Source organism: Lysinibacillus sp. FSL M8-0216, from assembly GCF_038595555.1.
GTDB lineage: Bacteria > Bacillota > Bacilli > Bacillales_A > Planococcaceae > Lysinibacillus > Lysinibacillus fusiformis.
Genome location: NZ_CP152007.1, coordinates 1,667,540 through 1,687,470, shown reverse-complemented (window position 1 = coordinate 1,687,470; position 19,931 = coordinate 1,667,540). Strand labels below are relative to the sequence as shown.

General features: G+C 37.7%; 19 protein-coding genes. 6 read left to right on the top strand and 13 right to left on the bottom strand.

Going from position 1 to position 19,931, the window contains the following annotated elements; all coding sequences use genetic code 11:
• The first annotated feature begins 4 nt into the window (after positions 1 to 4).
• Together MKX57_RS07920 and MKX57_RS07915 are read left to right on the top strand one after the other, a co-directional pair.
• Complete coding sequence (locus MKX57_RS07920; protein WP_107921799.1) at positions 5 to 970, top strand: LCP family protein; 966 nt, start codon at positions 5 to 7, stop codon at positions 968 to 970.
• 7 nt (positions 971 to 977) lie between these two features.
• Entirely contained in the window at positions 978 to 1,532 is a 555-nt protein-coding gene (locus tag MKX57_RS07915; RefSeq protein WP_008176387.1) for a phosphatase PAP2 family protein, read from the top strand.
• A gap of 80 nt (positions 1,533 to 1,612) precedes the next feature.
• Here MKX57_RS07915 and MKX57_RS07910 read toward each other — a convergent pair whose 3' ends face one another.
• From MKX57_RS07910 to MKX57_RS07860, 11 genes are all read right to left on the bottom strand, one after another.
• Positions 1,613 to 2,347, bottom strand: a complete 735-nt coding sequence (locus MKX57_RS07910) for a 5-oxoprolinase subunit PxpA (protein ID WP_008176388.1) — start codon at positions 2,345 to 2,347, stop codon at positions 1,613 to 1,615.
• A gap of 5 nt (positions 2,348 to 2,352) precedes the next feature.
• Entirely contained in the window at positions 2,353 to 3,216 is an 864-nt protein-coding gene (locus MKX57_RS07905) for a biotin-dependent carboxyltransferase family protein (protein WP_342532459.1), read from the bottom strand.
• A 3-nt stretch (positions 3,217 to 3,219) separates the two neighbouring features.
• Positions 3,220 to 3,915 (bottom strand): 5-oxoprolinase subunit PxpB, encoded by a 696-nt coding sequence (gene pxpB / locus MKX57_RS07900; protein WP_342532458.1) that lies wholly within the window; start codon positions 3,913 to 3,915, stop codon positions 3,220 to 3,222.
• A complete protein-coding gene (locus MKX57_RS07895; RefSeq protein WP_008176394.1) occupies positions 3,899 to 4,513 on the bottom strand; it encodes a pyroglutamyl-peptidase I in 615 nt (204 codons plus the stop codon). The genes pxpB and MKX57_RS07895 overlap by 17 nt, the downstream gene beginning before the upstream one ends.
• A 7-nt stretch (positions 4,514 to 4,520) precedes the next feature.
• Entirely contained in the window at positions 4,521 to 7,349 is a 2,829-nt protein-coding gene (locus MKX57_RS07890) for a M14 family metallopeptidase (protein WP_174804707.1), read from the bottom strand.
• Positions 7,350 to 7,354: 5 nt separating this feature from the next.
• Entirely contained in the window at positions 7,355 to 8,257 is a 903-nt protein-coding gene (locus tag MKX57_RS07885; RefSeq protein WP_008176398.1) for an ABC transporter permease, read from the bottom strand.
• The gene (gene nikB / locus MKX57_RS07880; protein WP_043990131.1) at positions 8,257 to 9,189 is read right to left on the bottom strand and encodes a nickel ABC transporter permease; all 933 of its coding nucleotides are present in this window, start codon (positions 9,187 to 9,189) and stop codon (positions 8,257 to 8,259) included. The genes MKX57_RS07885 and nikB overlap by 1 nt, the downstream gene beginning before the upstream one ends.
• 66 nt (positions 9,190 to 9,255) lie before the next feature.
• Positions 9,256 to 10,836, bottom strand: a complete 1,581-nt coding sequence (locus tag MKX57_RS07875; RefSeq protein WP_008176402.1) for an ABC transporter substrate-binding protein — start codon at positions 10,834 to 10,836, stop codon at positions 9,256 to 9,258.
• A 31-nt stretch (positions 10,837 to 10,867) separates the two neighbouring features.
• Positions 10,868 to 11,659, bottom strand: a complete 792-nt coding sequence (locus MKX57_RS07870) for an IclR family transcriptional regulator (protein WP_008176403.1) — start codon at positions 11,657 to 11,659, stop codon at positions 10,868 to 10,870.
• Positions 11,656 to 12,633: a dipeptide ABC transporter ATP-binding protein gene (locus tag MKX57_RS07865; protein WP_043990133.1), complete on the bottom strand. Its 978-nt coding sequence runs from the start codon at positions 12,631 to 12,633 to the stop codon at positions 11,656 to 11,658. The genes MKX57_RS07870 and MKX57_RS07865 overlap by 4 nt, the downstream gene beginning before the upstream one ends.
• On the bottom strand, positions 12,608 to 13,621 hold the full coding sequence (locus MKX57_RS07860) for an ABC transporter ATP-binding protein (protein ID WP_171365159.1): 1,014 nt from the start codon (positions 13,619 to 13,621) through the stop codon (positions 12,608 to 12,610). The genes MKX57_RS07865 and MKX57_RS07860 overlap by 26 nt, the downstream gene beginning before the upstream one ends.
• 514 nt (positions 13,622 to 14,135) lie before the next feature.
• Between MKX57_RS07860 and MKX57_RS07855 the strand changes: the two genes are divergently transcribed.
• The 4 genes from MKX57_RS07855 to MKX57_RS07840 all read left to right on the top strand — a co-directional run bounded on the left by MKX57_RS07855 (position 14,136) and on the right by MKX57_RS07840 (position 17,207).
• Positions 14,136 to 14,597, top strand: a complete 462-nt coding sequence (locus MKX57_RS07855) for a chemotaxis protein CheX (protein ID WP_008176411.1) — start codon at positions 14,136 to 14,138, stop codon at positions 14,595 to 14,597.
• 323 nt (positions 14,598 to 14,920) lie between these two features.
• A complete protein-coding gene (locus tag MKX57_RS07850; protein WP_009370491.1) occupies positions 14,921 to 15,043 on the top strand; it encodes a hypothetical protein in 123 nt (40 codons plus the stop codon).
• Positions 15,044 to 15,067: 24 nt separating this feature from the next.
• On the top strand, positions 15,068 to 15,559 hold the full coding sequence (locus tag MKX57_RS07845) for a cytochrome B5 (protein ID WP_312144378.1): 492 nt from the start codon (positions 15,068 to 15,070) through the stop codon (positions 15,557 to 15,559).
• The gene (locus MKX57_RS07840; protein ID WP_089985098.1) at positions 15,546 to 17,207 is read left to right on the top strand and encodes a b(o/a)3-type cytochrome-c oxidase subunit 1; all 1,662 of its coding nucleotides are present in this window, start codon (positions 15,546 to 15,548) and stop codon (positions 17,205 to 17,207) included. The genes MKX57_RS07845 and MKX57_RS07840 overlap by 14 nt, the downstream gene beginning before the upstream one ends.
• Positions 17,208 to 17,256: 49 nt before the next feature.
• On the opposite strand, the gene MKX57_RS07835 is transcribed toward MKX57_RS07840, so the two are convergent.
• Positions 17,257 to 18,753 (bottom strand): carboxypeptidase M32, encoded by a 1,497-nt coding sequence (locus tag MKX57_RS07835; RefSeq protein ID WP_342550882.1) that lies wholly within the window; start codon positions 18,751 to 18,753, stop codon positions 17,257 to 17,259.
• A 73-nt stretch (positions 18,754 to 18,826) separates the two neighbouring features.
• Positions 18,827 to 19,921 carry an AraC family transcriptional regulator gene (locus MKX57_RS07830; RefSeq protein WP_342532450.1) on the bottom strand — a complete coding sequence of 365 codons (1,095 nt, stop codon included), beginning with the start codon at positions 19,919 to 19,921 and terminating at the stop codon, positions 18,827 to 18,829.
• Positions 19,922 to 19,931 lie beyond the last annotated feature (10 nt).

The window sequence follows — 19,931 nt, the reverse complement described above, 5'->3', positions numbered from 1 at the left end:
ATTTATGGAAAGTAGTAAAACAAGCCGTAAATGGCTAAAAAATTCATGTTTCATATTCGCATCAATGATTATAATAGGGGTTGTTTATTGGTTTTATCAGTACAATAGTGGGTTGGCCATGGCAGAAGACGACAGTAAAAATGAAGCTGAGGCTGAAGAAACTTTTGAGCCCTTCCAAGGCGCAGACCTACAATTTGGTGAGATTAATGTCCTCTTGATAGGTAGTGATACTAGAGGCGAAGAAGGTAGATCGGATGCCTTAATGATTGGACACTATAATCAAACGACGAATCAAGTAAAAATCGTTTCTATTATGAGAGATACGTATGTTGACATCCCAGATTACGGAAAGAATAAAATAAACGCTGCATTTGCTTTTGGAGGTCCAGAACTTGTTAGGAAGACCATTAAACAAAACTTTGATATTGATGTAAATTACTATGCTATCGTTGATTTTGAAGGATTCCCTAAAATTGTTGATCTTCTAGCACCCAATGGGATTGATGTGGACATCCCTTATGAAATGTCATATGGCATTGGCATGACATTATTTCCTGGAGAACAAACTTTACATGGTGATCAGTTATTAGCTTATGTACGATTCCGTCACGATCGTTTAAGTGATTTCGGACGAGTGGAACGCCAGCAGGAAATTATGACAAAGGTTAAAGATCAGATTAGCTTTCAAAGCTTAATGAATTTACCAAAAATATTAGGTGTTGCAGAGGCATACATCGATACGAACGTTGACAAAAAAACAATACTTGCAATTGGAAAAGGTTTAATGGATGGACACTCTAATGGGGTAGATACTTTACGGATTCCTGTTGCCAGTTCTTTTGAAAACAAACATGTAAATGTAGGTGCAGTTCTAGATATTGATTTAGAAAAAAATAAACATGAATTAGAAAAGTTTTTATCCTCCGAGGATGATGTGCAAGTGTCTAAACTAGAAGGAGTTTCCTCTTAAAGAAAATATGACGATAGATTATCAGCTTTTTAAATTACTTAACCAGTTTGCGGGACAATACCCTATTTTTGATCAACTTGTCCTCTTGTTTTCAAAATATGGCCCTATCCTATTTGGATTAATATTGATATGGCTATGGTTTTCAAACTCTCAAAATCAGCATGAAAATAGAAAAATAGTATTATACGCCGTAACGATTGCTATTCTTACACTTGGTATCGATAAAATAATAGAGATGGTGTATTTTCGACCACGTCCATTCGTCAATCATAGCGTAATATTATTACTTGAAAAATCAAATCTAGACCCATCATTTCCAAGTAATCATGCGGCAGGTGCATTTGCCTTAGCATTTGCTTTGTTTTGGAAACGAAGAAAAATTGGAGCTGTCCTCATCTTGCTGGCCTGCTTTATGGCATTTTCGAGAATTTTTATCGGTGTACACTACCCTTTAGATGTGTTAGCAGGTGCTTGTATCGGATTAGGGGTAACTTACATAGTGATGCGGCTAATTGGTCTTATTGAGGACGCCAAGAATCACAGAAAAATGTATGTAAAATAAAAATGCTCTTCCAATCAAAAAAGTTCGCCCTTTATGCGAACTTTTTTGTGTTTCAATCCATTATGCTGAAGCCATCTACTTTATTGTTGATGTAGTTGCCTCCTAAGAGCAGCAATCTTTTTAGCAAAGTCCAAGGCATGTGGACCATCTCCATGAATACATAAGGTGTGCGCCGCTACTTTTATTTTTTGAGACTCTATAGACAATACTTCATTTGCCGTTAAAATACCTTTGACATGCTCCAGCATTTCTTCTTCAGTTTGTATTAAGGCATTCGGTTCCTGTCTGCTCACTAATGTGCCATTAGAGTGATAACGGCGATCAGAAAAAACCTCCTCATATACTTGAAGACCCTTATCCCTTGCGATTTCTGCCATTTGGCTACCCGCTAAACAATATAAAATAAGCTGAGGATGAAGATCATACACCGCATGAACAATGGCTGAAGCTTTCTCCTTATCATTTGCACTTTGATTATATAGTGCTCCGTGGGGCTTGATATGATGTACTGTCCCTTTTTCGATATGGACATACGCTTGCAGTGCCCCTACCTGATAGACAATCATATCGTAAATTTCTGCTGGGCTAAACGCCATATCCCTTCGCCCGAAGCCTTCACGATCAGGATACCCAGGGTGTGCACCAATATGAACATTTTTGCGAATTGCATTCCGAACTGTTTGGTGCATAATGGAATGATCACCCGCATGGTAGCCACACGCAATATTGATTGATGTCACATAATCTAGTATCTCTTCATCTCTTCCGGTCAAAAACGCTTCATAGCTTTCTCCTAGATCACAATTAATATCCATTCGTATCACATTTCCTCCAGTGCAAAATGTATTGTGCTAAACATACGCATTTGGGCTACTTTATGTAAATCATCTTCATGTACAGTGGCCATAATAGGATAGCCTCCTACTGTTTGAGCATCGGCCATTAAGATGATGGGATTCCCATTTTGAGGCACTTGAATTGAGCCAAACTGTGTCGCTTCAGATAGAATTTCCTTCATTTCTTTTAACTGTAAAACAGGGCCTTTTAAATAATAGCCCATTCGATTACCACCGCTAAACTGGAAAGGATTTTGCAAAAATTGTTGCTGACTCTCTCCTGTAAATAAATGAAAATGAGGACCCTTAAAAATTCTAACAGTAATCGTATTGTCAAAAGTCGGACGATACGGAGCATAAAGACCTCTATTATATTTTAATGGCGGGGCTATTTGTCCATATAAAATACTTCCTTTTGCATGGACCATACCTAGATTCCCCTGAGAGAGGTATGAGGTACTGCCAAGCTGCAATTTTGAAGTAAACCCTCCCAGCGGTGTCAAGTAAATGATAGAGCCTTGACTCACACTCTTAATCGTTAACCTATCACCCTTTGTTAAATGGAATGTTTTCCACATTTCAATGGCTGCATCATTGATCATGCATACCCCATGACCGCCTGTTAAAACATAGACCCCATCAGCCATTGCCTCAAATTCAAAACCACCCACGAACATTTCGAAAGAAGTTTGGTTATGATGATTTTGTAAAATTAGCTGGGCCGCTTGAAATGAAACATAATCCATTGGTCCAGATAACGGAATACCAAATGCCCGATAGCCAAACCTTCCTTTATCTTGTAAGCTACCATAAACCCCTTGTTTTGTTATGAGCAGAAGTGGCTTCAATCGCTACACTCCTTTGCTTTTCATTTCCCAATATTGTTGCTTAGTTATTTCATAAAACTGAACTTCATCACCAAGTTCAAATAGGAATGGCTCTTTACCATTGACATTAAAAAGCTCTAATGGCGTCCTTCCAATAATATTCCAGCCACCAGGTGAATCGACAGGATAGATCCCTGTTTGTCCACCTCCAACCCCAACAGAACTTGCAGACACCGACGCTCTCGGCTTTTCTAAACGAGGCACAAATAATTTAGAATCAAGTTCTCCAAGATACGGAAAGCCTGGCAAAAAGCCAATTAAATAAACGTAATAGCTTTTGGACATGTGTAACATTTTCATGTCCTCAAATGATAGACCCGTATAGTCCATCACTCGTTGCCTATCTAAGGCAAATTCTTCATCATAGCAAACTGGGATTTTTAATAGTCTATTCGTTCTGTCATCAATGACTGTGGATGCTTGACTGTCCAGCCATTGCCTTCTTAAAAGGTCTACATCTATTCGTTGTTTCACATATGCTGTAACTGTATGATAGCTTGCAACACACTCGACAAGATTGTGTCGTAGTTGTTTTTTCAGAAATCGATTAAATGCTTGTACTGCAGAAAAGTTTGGGTGGGATATTTCTTCCTTAAAGGAAAAGCGAATCGTATTCTTGCTAATCCACATTGAATAAGGAAATTCAATGATTACCTGCACGTATTGTCTCCTCAATGCAAAGCTTCACAGCAGCGATTAAATCACGAATATGCCAGCCTGGAATTTTGCCATGTTGGATGGCCAATTCAAAGGAAGCAGGTATATGTATAAAGCCAGCACGTACCCCTTCATGTTGCTGCGCATACACAAGCCCCTCATACATAATGTTATTGCATAAGTAAGTACCTGCTGTATTAGAGATTTCAGCCGGATAGCCCTCTGCTTGTAAACGATTAACCATCTGGCGAATTGGTAAATTCGTCAGATAGGCATCTGCCCCCTCCTCTTGAATGCTCTCATCCACAGGTGTGTAGCCGTTATTATCGGGCTCCCCATCTTTCACATTAATAGCAATTCGCTCAGGCGTTAGTTTATAACGACCCCCTGCGAGCCCTAAAGAAATAATGATTTGCGGTTGTATTTCCTCTATATATCGCTTTAGCTGCTCGGCAGATTGTTGAAAATCTACAGATAAAATTCTTCCTATAATATGATAGTCTTCTATCTTTTCGCCATCTAAGTTTTCTACAATTTGCATAGTTGGATTGAGCTTATAATCTAAAAATGGCTCAAATCCCGTTAATAATATGTTTGTCATGTGTTAGTCACCTAATTTCTATCGGACGTTTTTTTATGTAGCGTCCAGATTGTTTTTGTTTATTTACAGGAGTAGCTAGTGCAGCTTCTAAAATTGCCTGATTAAATAATTGATGGGCTGCCATACACGATAGTAATTCCTCACCATAAACGATTTCATCTGCAACTTCCGAAATGATATCTAAAGCGACCCACTGTGGATAACGTAAAATACTAACTGATGAATACGTAGGTGTTACTTCCATACTACGATAAAAGTTAATATTCCCCATTTCCTCAATCGGGTATTTATCTGGATCCCACGTTGTTCCATATTTATAGTATCGATCTCGCCAATACGCATTTTCTTGAGCAAACGTAGATCCATCAAACATCCTATTAACTCTTTCCGCTACTAGGTCCAGATTTTTGGCCTGAATTTCCTTCGTATCATCATCTGCATAACGACCAATCCCATAAATTTTGGCACTTGGAACCGTATAAGAAACTGGGAAAATAGGTGGGCAGGCGTAACCTGCGAACGGTTGAACCCACTCACGAGCTGGTATTCCATGGTCATCAATAACAATATCTGGAGCCCATTTTTTTAAGATAAGTGGTAATACATTTGCCTCACCGAACACACTTTTTCGGAATTTCACATGGGCAAATTCTAATCCCACCGCATTAAATCTTGCAGCATGATGCTTCCACTTCGGATGCTCCTTTGTCAAACATTCCATGATTTCATAGCCATCAGGGTTCGCTAAAGGGATAATAATGACATTCATTTTTTTTAATATTTCTGGTTGCTGACAAATAATATCTTCCATTAGCGCCAAAATCGCAGGAGTGCTAGATACTTCATTTGGATGATGGCCAGCTTCAAAAACAATCGTATGTTTTTCATCTGATTTTTTTAGCCCTGAATAATATTCACTCGTAATAGGTTCCGTCACCTCTAAAAATGGAATGACAGTACCTTTATAAGATATATCTCCATAATTCAATTTGACCTCTGAGTATTGTTTACAACGCTCTACTAATGGAATTATATTTTTCATGTTGTGTTTTAAAAAGGTTTTTGCCTTAGTGACCTTCAGTTCATTACCGATAGACATTTCTACAGTGTCAAACTGTCCTTCTTGATTAAACAAGATTCGCTTTGTAACGGGTTCCGTCATCGGTTTATCATTCCACTGGTAAACCTTTATGGCACTTTTAATAGGCTTATACAAATCTTGTTCTATATGAATATAAGGAATAACACCACCTGGAGCTTTGTAAGGCTGATTAACTAACTGGCGACCAAGCTCATGAAAATAGTCTAAAGTATTAAAGTATAAATCCTCGTATAACGCCTCAAACGATGAGTTCGCTTCTTGCTGGACGCCTATTTCTTCTTCGATTCCAGAAGAAGTAAAGTCGATTTCAATTCGATCGAATAATGGAAATAGCTGAGCTTGATCAACGTTATGGGTATCTATTTTTAACTTTTTCACCATTCGTGGCAATAATTCCTTCATATAGTATTTATAGAAACGTTCACGATCAGAAAATATGATGTTCTCCTGCACTCGCTCTGTCTTGTTGAATAATCTATACCCAGCGGTAGTTGGGTAAGCTTTTTTCTGACCATCAACATAATCCACTTCACTAATAGGTGGAGTGAGCTCAGCTATTAACTGATCATCTACAAATACTCTATACACATGTTGTTGCGTGCTGGAAAGCTCAAATTGCACATGCTCCTTAGGTATGCCATATTGCATTTCAATCATTTCATCCACAGGGTATAGCTCCATAATCCAGCGATTATGTTGCTCTAAGCCGTTTACACTTACCCCATCCTTACATACTATTTTTACATGTTCAAAGCGCCCCTCGACAGATGGAAGTACTTCCTCTAATATCCAGTATAACCCTGTTTTAAAGGCAGCGCGAACTTTAATGGTTGTCAAATTTGAAAATTTTTCATATAAATCTAGCTTAAATTGATCACGATTTTTTTTAGTGGCCGTCATATAAATTTCAGCCTCTAACGCTTTATCTTGTTCTTCTTCTAATGCTTTTATCATGTACGAAGCTTCAGATTCATCGCTCCATTTTTCGTCCATTAAAATAGCCGCTTCATTCATTTGTTTTTCGTTTAACTCCCAAACTCCAAGCAGTCCACCCTCAGACACATGCTTTGCTGTTGCAATGGAATGGATAACGGTCGGTAGGCTTTCTTTCGTACCACAGATTTGAATGGCATTTTTGGCGGTCAATTCCATATAACTTTCGTTTTCGTGCTTGAATGAAATAGTTACATGTCGCTCTTCTGATGTTATAGCTGGTAATGAAATAGATGTGGCATATAGGCCTAAACGCAATGCTAGATAGCAAGTCTCTTTTAATAGAGCATTTGTCTTTAATTCTTCTTGTATATTCATTTTCACACTTACATGTTGCTGGGGATGTGCCTCATCCTTTTCACCCGTGCCATAGGCTGACCAAAGATGACTTAAATTTTCATAATCCGTTAAAGGGCTGTCCGTTTGGGTGTCGACCATTCCTTCACTGGCTATTGCACTTAACCATGTAGAAAGTGCTAATTCACTCTCATAATAAATGATCCATGTTGAGTCATCTTGTGAAATAAATGTGCTAGTATGCTGTAAAAACTTCATTGTATAGGACTGATTGGCTGGCTGAAATAAATCAAAGTCTACTTCATTTGCTTCAAAGCCTAAACGTAAGCAAAAATCAATTAATCCTAATGGAGCTAAATCTTTAGGTAAATCTATAAATAAAGAAGGCTTTTTTTTCGTTTCATTCTTTTGAAATAAACTAGAAAAAATTATAGAGTTCATCATATCACCTAAACTTTCATATTTGGATCTAAGCGATCTCGCAACCAATCTCCCAATAAATTAAAGCCTAAAACAGTTAACATAATGGCCACCCCTGGGAAAACAGATATCCACCAAGCTGAGGTCATATAATTTCGACTATCTGCTAACATTCCTCCCCATGAAGGTACTGTAGGCTCCACACCTAACCCTAAAAATGTTAAAGAGGCCTCCAATAAAATAAACTCTGCAATACACATCGTTGCTAACACTAAAATGGAGGAGGCAACATTAGGAAGTATATGCTTAATGATTATTTTGAAATGTGTCCCACCAATTGCCTTTGCTGCTTGGATATACTCTTGTTCCTTTAAAGCCAAAATCTCTCCTCGAATTAATCTCGCAAAACTAACCCAATATGTAAGTCCTAGGATAATAATAATTTTTTCAATACCTGTTCCAAAAACACTCATGATGACGATGGCTAGTAAAATAAACGGTAGCCCCATTTGAACTTCAGCTAGCCGCATAATTAAATCATCCATCCATTTCCCAAAGTAACCTGAAACAATTCCTAGAAATGTACCAAGCACTAATGAAATGATTACGCCACAAATGCCGACTAATAGAGATATACGTGCTCCGTAAATAATTCTACTTAGCAAATCACGCCCAACCTGATCTCCTCCGAGTAAGTATTCGGATTTACCAGTATCATCTAGCCATTTGGGTAGGTCAAGCCGATGCCCTAAGCTAGCCGCCCCCGGATCATAGGGAGCAATATATGGCGCAAATATAGCACATAGTATCGTAGTGACAACCAATAATAAGCCTATGATGCCTGTTGGATTGTTCTTCATGAATTTCAGAACTGTTACTATTTTATTGGCTTTTTTTATTTCGATTGCTTCTGTTTCCATTATTTGAGTCATTATTGCTCACCTCTTCCAGTTCTAATTTTCGGGTTAATCAATGAGTAGCATAAATCAACGATTAGATTTACTAAAATCATAATCAATGCTAAAAGTATGATTCCTCCCTGGACCACAGGATAGTCTCGTTGATTAATAGAATCAACAATCAACCTTCCAATTCCTGGCCAAGAAAAGACTTGCTCGACAATAACCGCACCTCCTAAAAGCCCCCCAAACTGTAAACCAACAAATGTTACAGTTGGCAATAAGGCATTGCGGAAAGCATGTTTAATGATAACTAGCCATTCTCTTATACCTTTCGCCCGTGCAGTTGTGACGTATTGCATTTTAAGTACTTCCAGCATAGACGTACGAATTAATCGAACTAAAATACCAGATAAGATAAGCCCTAAGGCAACGGACGGCAAAACTAATGAGCTAAATCCATCAAATCCGGATACTGGTAGCCATTTTAGTTGAACAGCAAAAATTAAAATTAGCATGAACGCCAACCAAAAATTAGGGAAGGAAATACCTAACAAAGAAAAAATACGACTAAACACATCAATGGATTTTCCTTTATAAATGGCTGATAAAATACCTAGCGGAACAGCTATTAACAATGCCACTGCCATTCCACCTAAAGCAAGCGCAATTGTCGGCCACGCTCGTTCGAGTAACATCTCTAAAACAGGGCTATTGGAACGATAGGACGTACCAAAATCAAGTGTTACTAAATCCTTCATAAATATGATGTATTGCTCCCAAACAGGCTTATCTAAACCGAGTTTGGCTGTCAGTTCTTCTACTGCCTGCTGTGAAGGTTCACCAGCCCCAAACATTATACTTACGGGGTCACCTGTTAAACGAATGGAGAAAAATATAATTAATGAAACCGCAATGATCACCAGCACGGTATGCGACAAACGTCGTAGAATATAGGAAAGCATAATTCCATCCTCCTAATGTGAAGTGAAAGAGATAGTATGCTAACATACTATCTCTTAATTTTTTACTTACTCGACAGTGACACCTGCAAAATTAAAGCGGCCATCATGTGGTGGTTGGAAGCCTTTTATTCGTTTATTCACTGCGTATATTTCAACTTCAGAATATAAGTTGACTTCAGTTGCATCTTCATATAATACTTCTGTAAGCTCTTTAAAGACCTTTTGTCTTTCGTCATTATCAATAGTGGCACGCTCTGCTGCTAATAATTGTTCTACTTTGTCATTTTTATAGGATGGGTTCCAGAATTCTCCCTCGTGATACATTAAATAAGCGGTATTATCAAAGTCCAGCGTCCAGCCACCCCAACCATTTTTATACATATGGCCAGCTTTTCCTTGAGGAATTAACTCTGATTGGAATGTCGTATTTTCCACACTATTAATCGATACTTTAATTCCAACTTCCTCTAAGTAAAACGCTACTGCTTGTGCAATCTCTTTAAATGTTCCATCTGTACCTGGAATAAAGAAATCTAATGTAGTACCTTCAGGAACTTTCGCTTCAGCCAGCAATTCTTTTGCCTTTTCAGGATCATATGGATATGGCTCTAAATCGTTATTATAGCCAAATGATAAATCACTTTGGAATGAGCTTATCAGATTCCCATAGCCACCTAAAATTTCTTTTACAATCGTTTCTTTATCGATAGCATAGTTAATAGCTTGACGAACACGTACATCATCAACTGGCTTTTGCGCCGTATCAAAACGAATTGAATAAGCTGTAGGTGTAGACACTTCCATTAATTCAATAAAGTCAGTTCCTTCTGCTGTTGCAGCTTGAGAAACTTCCAAACGTGTCATAATATCAATATTGCCTGTTTGTAATTCTGCAAGTGCTGTTGCTGTTTCTGGAATTACTTTAAATGTAACTTTATCTAGTTTAATAGCATCTTTATTCCAATAATCTTCATTACGTTCAATTACCACTTGTTTATCTCGTTGATAATCTGTCATTTTAAACGGACCTGTACCAACAGGTTTCATATCAAAATTCTCTGCTCCCTGTTCTTGAATATATTTAGGTGGTACGATTACGGCACCATAACCTGATAGTTTTGTAAGTAATACTGGATCTATAGAATTTAAGTGCATCGTTACTTCATATTCACCCGTTACTTCAACATGATCAATGGAAGTGTAATTTGAATATTGAGGACCTTTTTGACCTTCATCACCTAGCAGACGATCAAAAGTAAATTTAACGGCCTCCGCATTAAATGGTTCACCATTATGGAAGGTAACGCCTTGGCGTAATTGGAAGACAATTGTTTTTTCATCTTTATATTCCCAAGATTCCGCTAATCCAGGTTGAATTTCTAAATCTAAAGAACGACTAACTAATCCTTCAAATACTGATGTTGCTACGGTACTCCAAGACAGTAAAAACGTATCAATCGGGTCCCAGTTTTGAGGATCTCCTGCCACACGGACAACTAATTCATTACCCCTTGTGAGCGCAGCGTTTTCTCCAGAAGATTTGCTACTATTTTTACTATCCTCTTTTGTTGATGTACCGCCACTACATGCTGACAAAATAATCATCATGCAAACTAGTAATAGCGCTAGCCATTTTTGTTTCTTCATTATTGTTCATCCCCTTTTATGTTTGTGCTATTTATACGCCATAAGGATATGGCATCGAATAACCTAGTTCAGCCGAAATTAACGCAGCAGTTTCCCACAGTCCCTCTAAAAACATATTAATTTTTTCTTGTGGTAGTAGTGATTCTATACCAGCAATACTAATGGAGTACTCTACTTTTCGATCACTATTAAAAATTGGCACCGCTATTGATACAGTTCCTTCTTCTAGTTCTGACACGCTGTAGGCATAGCCATTTGTCTTACCAAATTCAATTAGTTCATGAATTTCTTTATCCGTATGAGGGGTTCCACTCGCATATTTTTTTCGAGGTTTATGAAGAACCTCGTTAATTTTCTCTTCACATTGAAAAGATAAAAGAATACGTGAGCAAGCGCCTGCGTAAAGAGGTGCTCTTCTTCCGACTCTTGTATATAATAGAACCGGCTTTAGACTTTCTATTTTTTCTATATAAAGGCCGTCCGTTTCATCCAATACTACTAATTGAACAGCCAAATCAAATTTCTGTTGTAACATTTTCATATATGGAATGGCTAACGAACGAATCTCTATGGAATTAGCAGCTATTGCCCCCAATTCAATTAGTTTATTCCCTAGTAAATAATGATCACTTAAAACTACCTGTCCACCACTTTGAACATATGGCCGTTTTAATACGCCTAAATCCGTAAATGTTTTTAGAAATCTATGTAAGGTCGGTTTAGGAATATCGGTTTCTATAGCTAGTTCGTCTAACCGCCAAGAAGGTTTTTCTTCCGTAAATAACGTTAAAATATTGATCCCTTTTTCCAATGTTTTGCTCATGTTAATCGCTCCATTTGTTCTTCATAAAGTAAACAAGAAACTTCATGTTGATCACTAATTTTTTTCAATTTCGGTGGTGTCACTTTACAAATCTCCATACAGCTTGGACACCGCGTATGGAAAGTGCATCCTGATGGCGGATTCGCTGGATTTGGCACATCTCCACTAAGGACAATTCGTTCTTTAACCGTTGAAGGATGAGACTTCGGTAATGCAGAAAGTAATGCTTTCGTGTAGGGATGCTTCGGATTATTAAACAATTCATGTTTGTCAGCTAATTCCACTATCTTCCCTAAGTACATCACCCCTATACGATCACAAAAATGATGCACGACACTTAAATCATGGGATATAAAAATATAGGTAAGATTCATATCCCTTTTTAAATCTTTCATTATATTTAGCACTTGAGACTGAATGGATACATCTAGTGCCGATACCGGTTCATCTGCAACAATCAATTTAGGATTTGATACAAGTGCCCTGGCAATTCCAATGCGCTGTCTTTGACCGCCTGAAAATTCATGTGGAAAACGTTCTAGCTGCTTTTCTGTAAGCCCAACTTGTTTGGCAACCTCAAAAACACGTTGTTTCCGTTCTTCCTTTGTACCGATTCCAAAATTCACTAAAGGTTCTTCAATTATTTTGAAAACCTTCATACGAGGATTAAGGGAAGAAAAAGGGTCCTGGAAAATGATTTGCATATCACGACGTTTTTGACGTACCTCTTTGGCGCTAAGTGTGGCTATATTTTCTCCATTCAGCAAAATTTCGCCCTCTGTAGGTGTTAGAAGCTGAATGAGTGTTTTGCCCATTGTGGATTTTCCACAACCTGATTCCCCTACTATTCCTAAAACCTCACCTTCGTTGACAAAAAATGAAACATCATCTACTGCTTTTAAATTTCCCGAACGTGATCCCTTCACTGGAAAATATTTTTTCAAGTGTTTAACCTCTAACAATGGACTGCTCATTTACAATTCCTCCTCCCACATCATCCTTTTCATATAACCAGCATCTAACCGTGCTACCAATGGACGTAGTAAATAACTCTGGTTTCTGTTTACATTTTTCAGTTGCAAATTCACATCGATCGAAAAATCTACAACCTGCTGGCATATCGGCTGGTGATGGCACCACACCCTCAATAGACGGAAGATACTCTTGCTCTGTCTCAATATCCGGCAATGAGTTTAGTAACCCTTTCGTATAGGGATGGAGCGGATGATCAAATAAGTCCAACACATTTGCTTCTTCAACTATTTCACCCGCATACATGACAATCACTTTCTCACAGATTTCAGCCACAACGCCAAGGTCATGGGTAATTAAAATAATGGACATGTCCAGTTTTTCTTGTATGTCTTTCATTAGCTCTAGAATTTGTGCCTGAATAGTTACATCTAATGCAGTAGTAGGCTCGTCTGCGATTAATATTTCTGGTCCACAAGCCAATGCCATGGCAATCATCACCCGTTGTCTCATACCACCAGATAATTGGTGTGGATATTCATTCACCACTTTATCGGGACGAGGAATACCAACAAGGCGAAGCATATCAACCGCTCGCTCATGTGCCTCTTTTTTTGAAATTTTTTCATGACTATGAATCATTTCAATGATTTGGGAGCCTACCTTATACACTGGATTAAGGGAGCTCATCGGTTCCTGAAATATCATTGAAATTTTTTTCCCACGAATCTTTCGCCATTCCTTCTTCAATTTTTTAGGAATTTGTTTTTGATCTATGTAAATCTCTCCATTTTGCCATTCAACTCCAGAAGGCAATAACCCCATAAGAGATAAGGATGTCATACTTTTTCCACAACCAGATTCCCCTACAATCCCCAATGTTTTACCTTTTTCAAGTTGAAATGACACCCCATTCACAATGGAAATATCCTTTTTATTTTGCTGAATACCTATTTTCAAATCCTTTACTTCTAAAATATTCAATCCCATTTTTCCCCCTCCGTTCCATATTATGAAACGCGATTCCATTTTTTAAAATTTTATCAGAGGTTAACAGGTTATTTCAATAGTTTTCAGAAAAAAATAAAAATTCTATTTATTATAATTATTTCAGAAAAACAATTAATACTGTTTGTAAACCGCTAAGATATCTTTTTACCTTTCGAAAAATACAAAAAAGCATGGTCCCGAGTGCTCGGACCATGCTTCATGTTTTTTCTTATATAATTTCTTATTTCAAATGTGCAGTCGCCTGTTTCATGACGTATTTCCCTACTCCAATATAGATGGCTACAGCTGTTCCAATCAATACGAATGTCATTGCTGACCGCTCCTTTTCATTTAATGTAGTGTTTTTCTCGTGTCTTTCAGACCAATTCATTGAATTTGAAAATCATTCTCACTAATATATTATAAATTTCCTGTTAATTCGTCAAGACATACTTTCATCTTACCCTTTTTACATGGTAAGATGTAGAAAAGTCGGAAAAAGGATGCGGTAATGATGAGTAATTCGAAGTACTTTCAAACTATTTTAAACGGGACTATTCACGCTTTAAAATCAATTCTACCTATGGATATAGAAGTAAAGTCGCCTAGTATTATTTCTGAACCCTTTCAACAGCAGCAAATGGGTGTATTAATTGGTTTAGTCGGAGATTTAAAGGGTCGTGTCATCATTGACTCCTCTCCTGAAGTGTTCAGTGGAATCGGTAGTACGATGTTCGGTATGCCGCTTGAAGGAGAAATGCTAGAATCCTTTACAGGGGAATTTGGTAACATGATTGCAGGAAATTTATGTACAGCTGTTGGGCAAGAAAGCTTAGAAATTGACATCACTCCGCCAACTGTGATGGTGGGCAATACAAAATTATATGGCTTTGAGAAGGCCTTTGCTCTCCCAGTTTCGGTCCCAAGCGTCGGTGCCCTAACAGTTCTATTAACAATTGAGGAAGAAGCGGAGTAGAAAGCTAGGTTTAAAGTCTATGCCAAATAAGACATTATATGCAAGAGCATACAGCATATATGTTTTAAATTTGCCATTCGCCTATATACATTGATCATACTTCCTTAACATCTATTGTTTTTATTAAAAAAAAGCTAAATATAACAATGAAACAAGCTATCTCGATGACTTTTGAGATAGCTTGTTTTTTTCTCCCCTACATTCTTCACACTTTCTTCACACAATTTGTCTAGAAGTGTGATTTTTTTCACATCAAATTGCATTGAATTTATATATGATGACTGTAAGAAACACCAACTATAAAAAGCGTAGGAGGAGCAAAAATGGCAAATAAAAAGAAGTCAGATGAGAATTTAAAAGGTTCACTCTATGCAGTTTTTGGAGTAGGTATCATCATTATTTTACTTTGGGTGTACTGCTTTGATTTGTTCATTGGACGGTTTTAATCTACGAGGAAGGGAAAGAAACATATGCACATACATAAGTATGAGAAGTATTGGCTTGTGTTCGGAGTTGCTACTTTAGTCGCATTCCTAATCATTCTCGGTATCGGAGCATTTCATCAAGGCTCCCATCCGAACAATGGTAAAAAAACACTAGATTACGAGAAAGTGAAAGAGACAGCACCTTTTGATAATCCAGGAGTCCATAAGGTAGAGGGCAAAGATTGGGATTATGAGGTAGTCATAATAGCCTCTGCATTCAATTATAATCCTCCACAAATTGAGGTACCACTTGGTGCAAAGGTAAAATTCATCGCAACAAGCGAAGATGTCATGCACGGTTTTGAAGTTGCAGGTACGAATATCAACATGATGCTTGAGCCTGGTTATATTTCAGAATATGTAACAGTAGTAAACAAAGTAGGCGAGTTTTTAATCGTATGTAATGAATATTGTGGTACAGGACATACGATGATGCACTCTATGCTAAAGGTGGTGGATTCAAATGAGTCACACTAATTCAATGACAAAAGTAGATCGTCGCGATGCAAAGCTAGCAATGGCGCATATATATGTGGCATTTATCGCATTGCTATTAGGTGGTCTTGCAGGTTTATTACAAGTATTTGTACGTTCTGGTCAATTTACTTTACCAGCGGGCATTGGCTACTACCAAGTGTTAACCGTACACGGAGTATTACTCGGTCTTATTTTAACTACATTCTTTATTTACGGTTTCCAAATTGCCAGTGTAAGTCGTACTTCTGGTACATTTACTAACAGTCAACGCAGACTTGGTTGGATTGGCTTTTGGTTAATGACAATCGGTACAGCCGCTGCGGCAACAATGGTTTTATTGAATAAAGCAACTGTTCTTTATACGTTTTATGCACCGCTAAAGGCACACTGGATTTTCTATTTAGGCCTTACACTAGTCGTTGTTGGTTCTTGGGTGGGCGGCGCAGGTCAAATTTTACGCTATGCTCAATGGCGCAAAGAAAATAAAGGTAGCGGTCAGCCTAGCCCATTATTATCATTTATGGTAGTTGTAAATAATTTAATGTGGTTCGTTGCAACACTTGGTGTGGCAGCTTCAGTATTAATCCAACTGTTACCATGGTCATTAGGTTTAATTGAACGTGTCGATGTTGCCCTATCTCGTACCCTTTTCTGGTATTTCGGTCATGCACTTGTTTACTTCTGGCTATTACCTGCTTATATGGTTTGGTACGTGATTATTCCAAAGGTCATTGGCGGAAAAATTTTCTCCGATTCTTTAGCAAGACTTTCGTTTATGCTGTTCTTACTCTTCTCTATTCCTGTTGGGATTCACCATCAGTTAACAGAGCCTGGTATAGATAGTACATGGAAGTTCATTCAAGTTGTCTTAACATTTGCTGTAATCGTTCCATCTTTAATGACAGCCTTCTCGATGTTTGCCATGTTCGAATTACGTGGTCGAGAATTAGGTGGAAAAGGACTGTTCGGATGGTTCAAAAAATTACCTTGGAAAGATTCTCGTTTCTTCGTTCCATTTATCGGTATGGTGGCATTCATTCCTGGTGGTGCTGGCGGTATTGTCAATGCCTCCTATCAAATGAACCAATTAATCCATAACACTATTTGGGTGACTGGGCATTTCCATTTAACAATTGCAACCGCTGTTGTTCTAACATACTTTGGTGCGGCCTTCTGGTTAATTCCACATTTAACAGGACGTACTTTAACAAAGGCTTTAAACAATCTTAGTAATTTCGCTGGTATCTTATGGGCAGTCGGTATGACTATTATGTCTTCTGCTATGCATATTGCTGGTCTTATCGGTGCACCCCGTCGGTCAGATTACTCAGAATATGGTGGTGCTTCACAGGCATACGATTGGATTCCTTATCAAATTGCACAGGCTGTGGGAGGAACGATTCTTTTTATCGCCATCCTAATCATTATTTATATCGTCGTGAAATTAGCTTGGTTTGCTCCTAAGGGTGAAGAAGAGTTCCCTATTGGGGATGTACATGAGCTTAGTGGTCCGACACCGGCTATTTTAGAAAACTTTAAAGTGTGGCTTGTCATTTTAGTAGCCTTAATTTTATTCGCTTACACCGTGCCAATTTTCGATATTATTTCGAATTCACCGGCCGGCTCCAAAGGCTATCAATTGTGGTAAGTATTTAGAAAAAAAGCGATTTCTCATTATAGAGAAATCGCTTTTTTTTTTATAACTGATATAGCTTTGTATATTTTTCTTGTAAGTAGTTTGCAAGATACTTGGCATTTAAGCCTTCCCCTGTCGCCTCCTGTAGCAATTCAAATGGCTTTTTCAATGCTCCATATTGATGAACTTTATCTGTTAGCCACTCACGAATAGGTAGAAGCTCGCCCTTTTCTAATAACTCATCAAAATGAGGAATATCCTTATCCATCGCATGCTTCCATTGTGCTGCATAAATCATTCCTAACGCATAGGATGGGAAGTAACCGAACATGCCACCTGACCAATGCATGTCTTGTAGTACTCCCATTGCATCTGTCTCAGGGCGAATACCTAAATATTCCTCATATTTATCATTCCATACTTGTGGGAGATCCTTCGCTTGTAATTCCCCATTGAACAGATCACGTTCAATTTCATAGCGAATCATGATATGTAGTGGATACGTTAATTCATCCGCTTCAATACGAATAAAAGATGGTTCGACCATATTAATGGCACGTAAAAAATCGGCTAATGCAACATCACCAAATTGAGCTGGTGAGAAGTGTTGAAGGCGCTCATAGTTATGCTCCCAGAACTTTTTATTTTTGCCAACAAAATTTTCATAAAATAATGATTGAGATTCATGAATCCCCATTGATGTACCTGTGGCTAATGGCAGACCTGCAAGTTTTTCATCAATGTTTTGCTCATACATCGCGTGACCGCATTCATGAATTGTACCAAAAATAGCTGAACGGAAGTCATTTTCATCATACTTAGTCGTAATACGAGCATCACCATAGTTTAAGCCAATCATAAATGGATGCACACTTTCATCTAAACGGCCAGCATCAAAGTCGTAACCAAGTTGAGCTAGCATCTCTAGTGATAGTTCACGCTGAGCTTCACGTGGAAAATGCTTAAATAACATGCTTGTGTCCGGTTTATTCGATGAATCAGCAATTTTTTGTACAAGTGTTATAATGGATTCTCGTAAATCACCAAATACTTGGTCTAATACATCTGTCGTCATGTCTGGTTCATATAAATCGAGCAATGTATTATAGGAAGATCCATTTTTAATGCCCCAATATTGAATGAATTTTTTTTGCCATTGAATGATTTCCTCTAAAAATGGTAGGAATAGTTCAAAATTATTGCTTTCCTTTGCTTCTTCCCATGCCGTTTCCGCCTTTGATTGTAGAATTACAAATTGTTTATACTCTTCAGCAGGAATTTTTTTATTTTGATCGTAATTCTTTCTTACTTCTTCCACTAAACGAAGTGTCACATAATCAAGATCTGATTTTTGTGCCTCTAAGGCTAATAGTAGCTCACCTAATTCTTCACTCGTTTGCATATCAAATAAGGAGGCTGATAATGTACCTATTACCTCTGAACGTTGTGCTAACCCTTTTTTAGGTGCTCCCGTTCTCATATCCCAATAAATTACATTGAGTGCTTCCTCATAATGCTGCATCTTCTTAACATAGTCAGTAAATTGTTGAACAGTCATGCTTTCATCCTCCTTGTGCTATAAGTTTATCATATTTTCGAAAATTTTGTATATTGTGGGCCGTTTAGTAGTTTTACTCAGATTTTTCATTTTTCACTTTATCTATTATTTTTAAATACTGAGTATCTCCGAGCCCATATTGAGGAAAGAGGCGAAATAATTGTGTTAACAATTCCTGTGATGACTGATCAACATGTTTCATAATATAAGTAGAAATATCATTTTCTTCTTTTAAATAGTCAAAATATAATTGTATGCCCTGATACATTACTGGTAAAAGCGTTTCCTCTGGGATACGATGGCGGATCAAAACGTCTTGATAAATCTTTAAATAGTCTCCAAGCACGATCTCAATTTCATTCACATCATAGGTCGCTTCCTGTACCATATGGAAATAAACTTTGCCTTCGTATTTTTGCTGCTCCAGAAAAGCAAGTACAGTTAGCAAGTTCATTTGACAAAACATATCATCCCCAAACCATAAAACGATACATTGATAGTTTTTGGTCCACAATGACTTTAAAGGATTCACTGTTATACGCTCATAGTCCTGGACCGCTACTTGGTGTCCAGCGGCACGAATTTTGTTAAATTCTTCACCCAAAATAGGGCTTGCTGTTTGATTGGTACACATGGCTTCATTAAAAGGTACATAATCACTGTTCCCCATTAATTGCTGTTTCGAAAACTCCTCGTACATCATTTGACCATTTAAAACATTCAATATCGCTTGATCATATTGCGCATGTATTTTCTCTTGCAATGCTTCAATTTTTAGTTTTGAAGAAATATCCATTGTAAACCATCCTCTTTCATCCTTTAAATTCTTTTTTACAAATGTTTGCAAAGGTTGTGGGGACTTTCGGAATTCATGAGGGCTTAAACCAAAGACCTTTTTAAAGGCTCTAGAAAAGGACTCCTGTGTTGAAAAGCCATAATGTAAGGCAATATCGATCATTTTTTCTTCCGACTTTTTTAATGCTTCAGAGGCCAAATATACCTTGCGTAATGAAACATATTTTTTAATTGTGATCCCCGTTATTTGATGGAATTTAAACGAACAATAATACGAGGAATAGCCCATATCCTTCCCTAAATGTTCTAATGAAAAGCCTTCTAAGAGATGATCTTCAATCCAATCAATCATCTCCTGTATGATGTTATTCACCCTCATCCCT

What these genes read in the sequence shown, in the direction of transcription:
- MKX57_RS07920 (WP_107921799.1), top strand. Translation starts at nt 5, where the DNA reads ATGGAAAGTAGTAAAACAAGCCGTAAATGGCTAAAAAATTCATGTTTC.
- MKX57_RS07915 (WP_008176387.1), top strand. Translation starts at nt 978, where the DNA reads ATGACGATAGATTATCAGCTTTTTAAATTACTTAACCAGTTTGCGGGA.
- MKX57_RS07910 (WP_008176388.1), bottom strand. Translation starts at nt 2,347, where the DNA reads ATGGATATTAATTGTGATCTAGGAGAAAGCTATGAAGCGTTTTTGACC.
- MKX57_RS07895 (WP_008176394.1), bottom strand. Translation starts at nt 4,513, where the DNA reads ATGACAAACATATTATTAACGGGATTTGAGCCATTTTTAGATTATAAG.
- MKX57_RS07890 (WP_174804707.1), bottom strand. Translation starts at nt 7,349, where the DNA reads ATGATGAACTCTATAATTTTTTCTAGTTTATTTCAAAAGAATGAAACG.
- MKX57_RS07885 (WP_008176398.1), bottom strand. Translation starts at nt 8,257, where the DNA reads ATGACTCAAATAATGGAAACAGAAGCAATCGAAATAAAAAAAGCCAAT.
- nikB (WP_043990131.1), bottom strand. Translation starts at nt 9,189, where the DNA reads ATGCTTTCCTATATTCTACGACGTTTGTCGCATACCGTGCTGGTGATC.
- MKX57_RS07875 (WP_008176402.1), bottom strand. Translation starts at nt 10,836, where the DNA reads ATGAAGAAACAAAAATGGCTAGCGCTATTACTAGTTTGCATGATGATT.
- MKX57_RS07870 (WP_008176403.1), bottom strand. Translation starts at nt 11,659, where the DNA reads ATGAGCAAAACATTGGAAAAAGGGATCAATATTTTAACGTTATTTACG.
- MKX57_RS07865 (WP_043990133.1), bottom strand. Translation starts at nt 12,633, where the DNA reads ATGAGCAGTCCATTGTTAGAGGTTAAACACTTGAAAAAATATTTTCCA.
- MKX57_RS07860 (WP_171365159.1), bottom strand. Translation starts at nt 13,621, where the DNA reads ATGGGATTGAATATTTTAGAAGTAAAGGATTTGAAAATAGGTATTCAG.
- MKX57_RS07855 (WP_008176411.1), top strand. Translation starts at nt 14,136, where the DNA reads ATGAGTAATTCGAAGTACTTTCAAACTATTTTAAACGGGACTATTCAC.
- MKX57_RS07850 (WP_009370491.1), top strand. Translation starts at nt 14,921, where the DNA reads ATGGCAAATAAAAAGAAGTCAGATGAGAATTTAAAAGGTTCACTCTAT.
- MKX57_RS07845 (WP_312144378.1), top strand. Translation starts at nt 15,068, where the DNA reads ATGCACATACATAAGTATGAGAAGTATTGGCTTGTGTTCGGAGTTGCT.
- MKX57_RS07840 (WP_089985098.1), top strand. Translation starts at nt 15,546, where the DNA reads ATGAGTCACACTAATTCAATGACAAAAGTAGATCGTCGCGATGCAAAG.
- MKX57_RS07835 (WP_342550882.1), bottom strand. Translation starts at nt 18,753, where the DNA reads ATGACTGTTCAACAATTTACTGACTATGTTAAGAAGATGCAGCATTAT.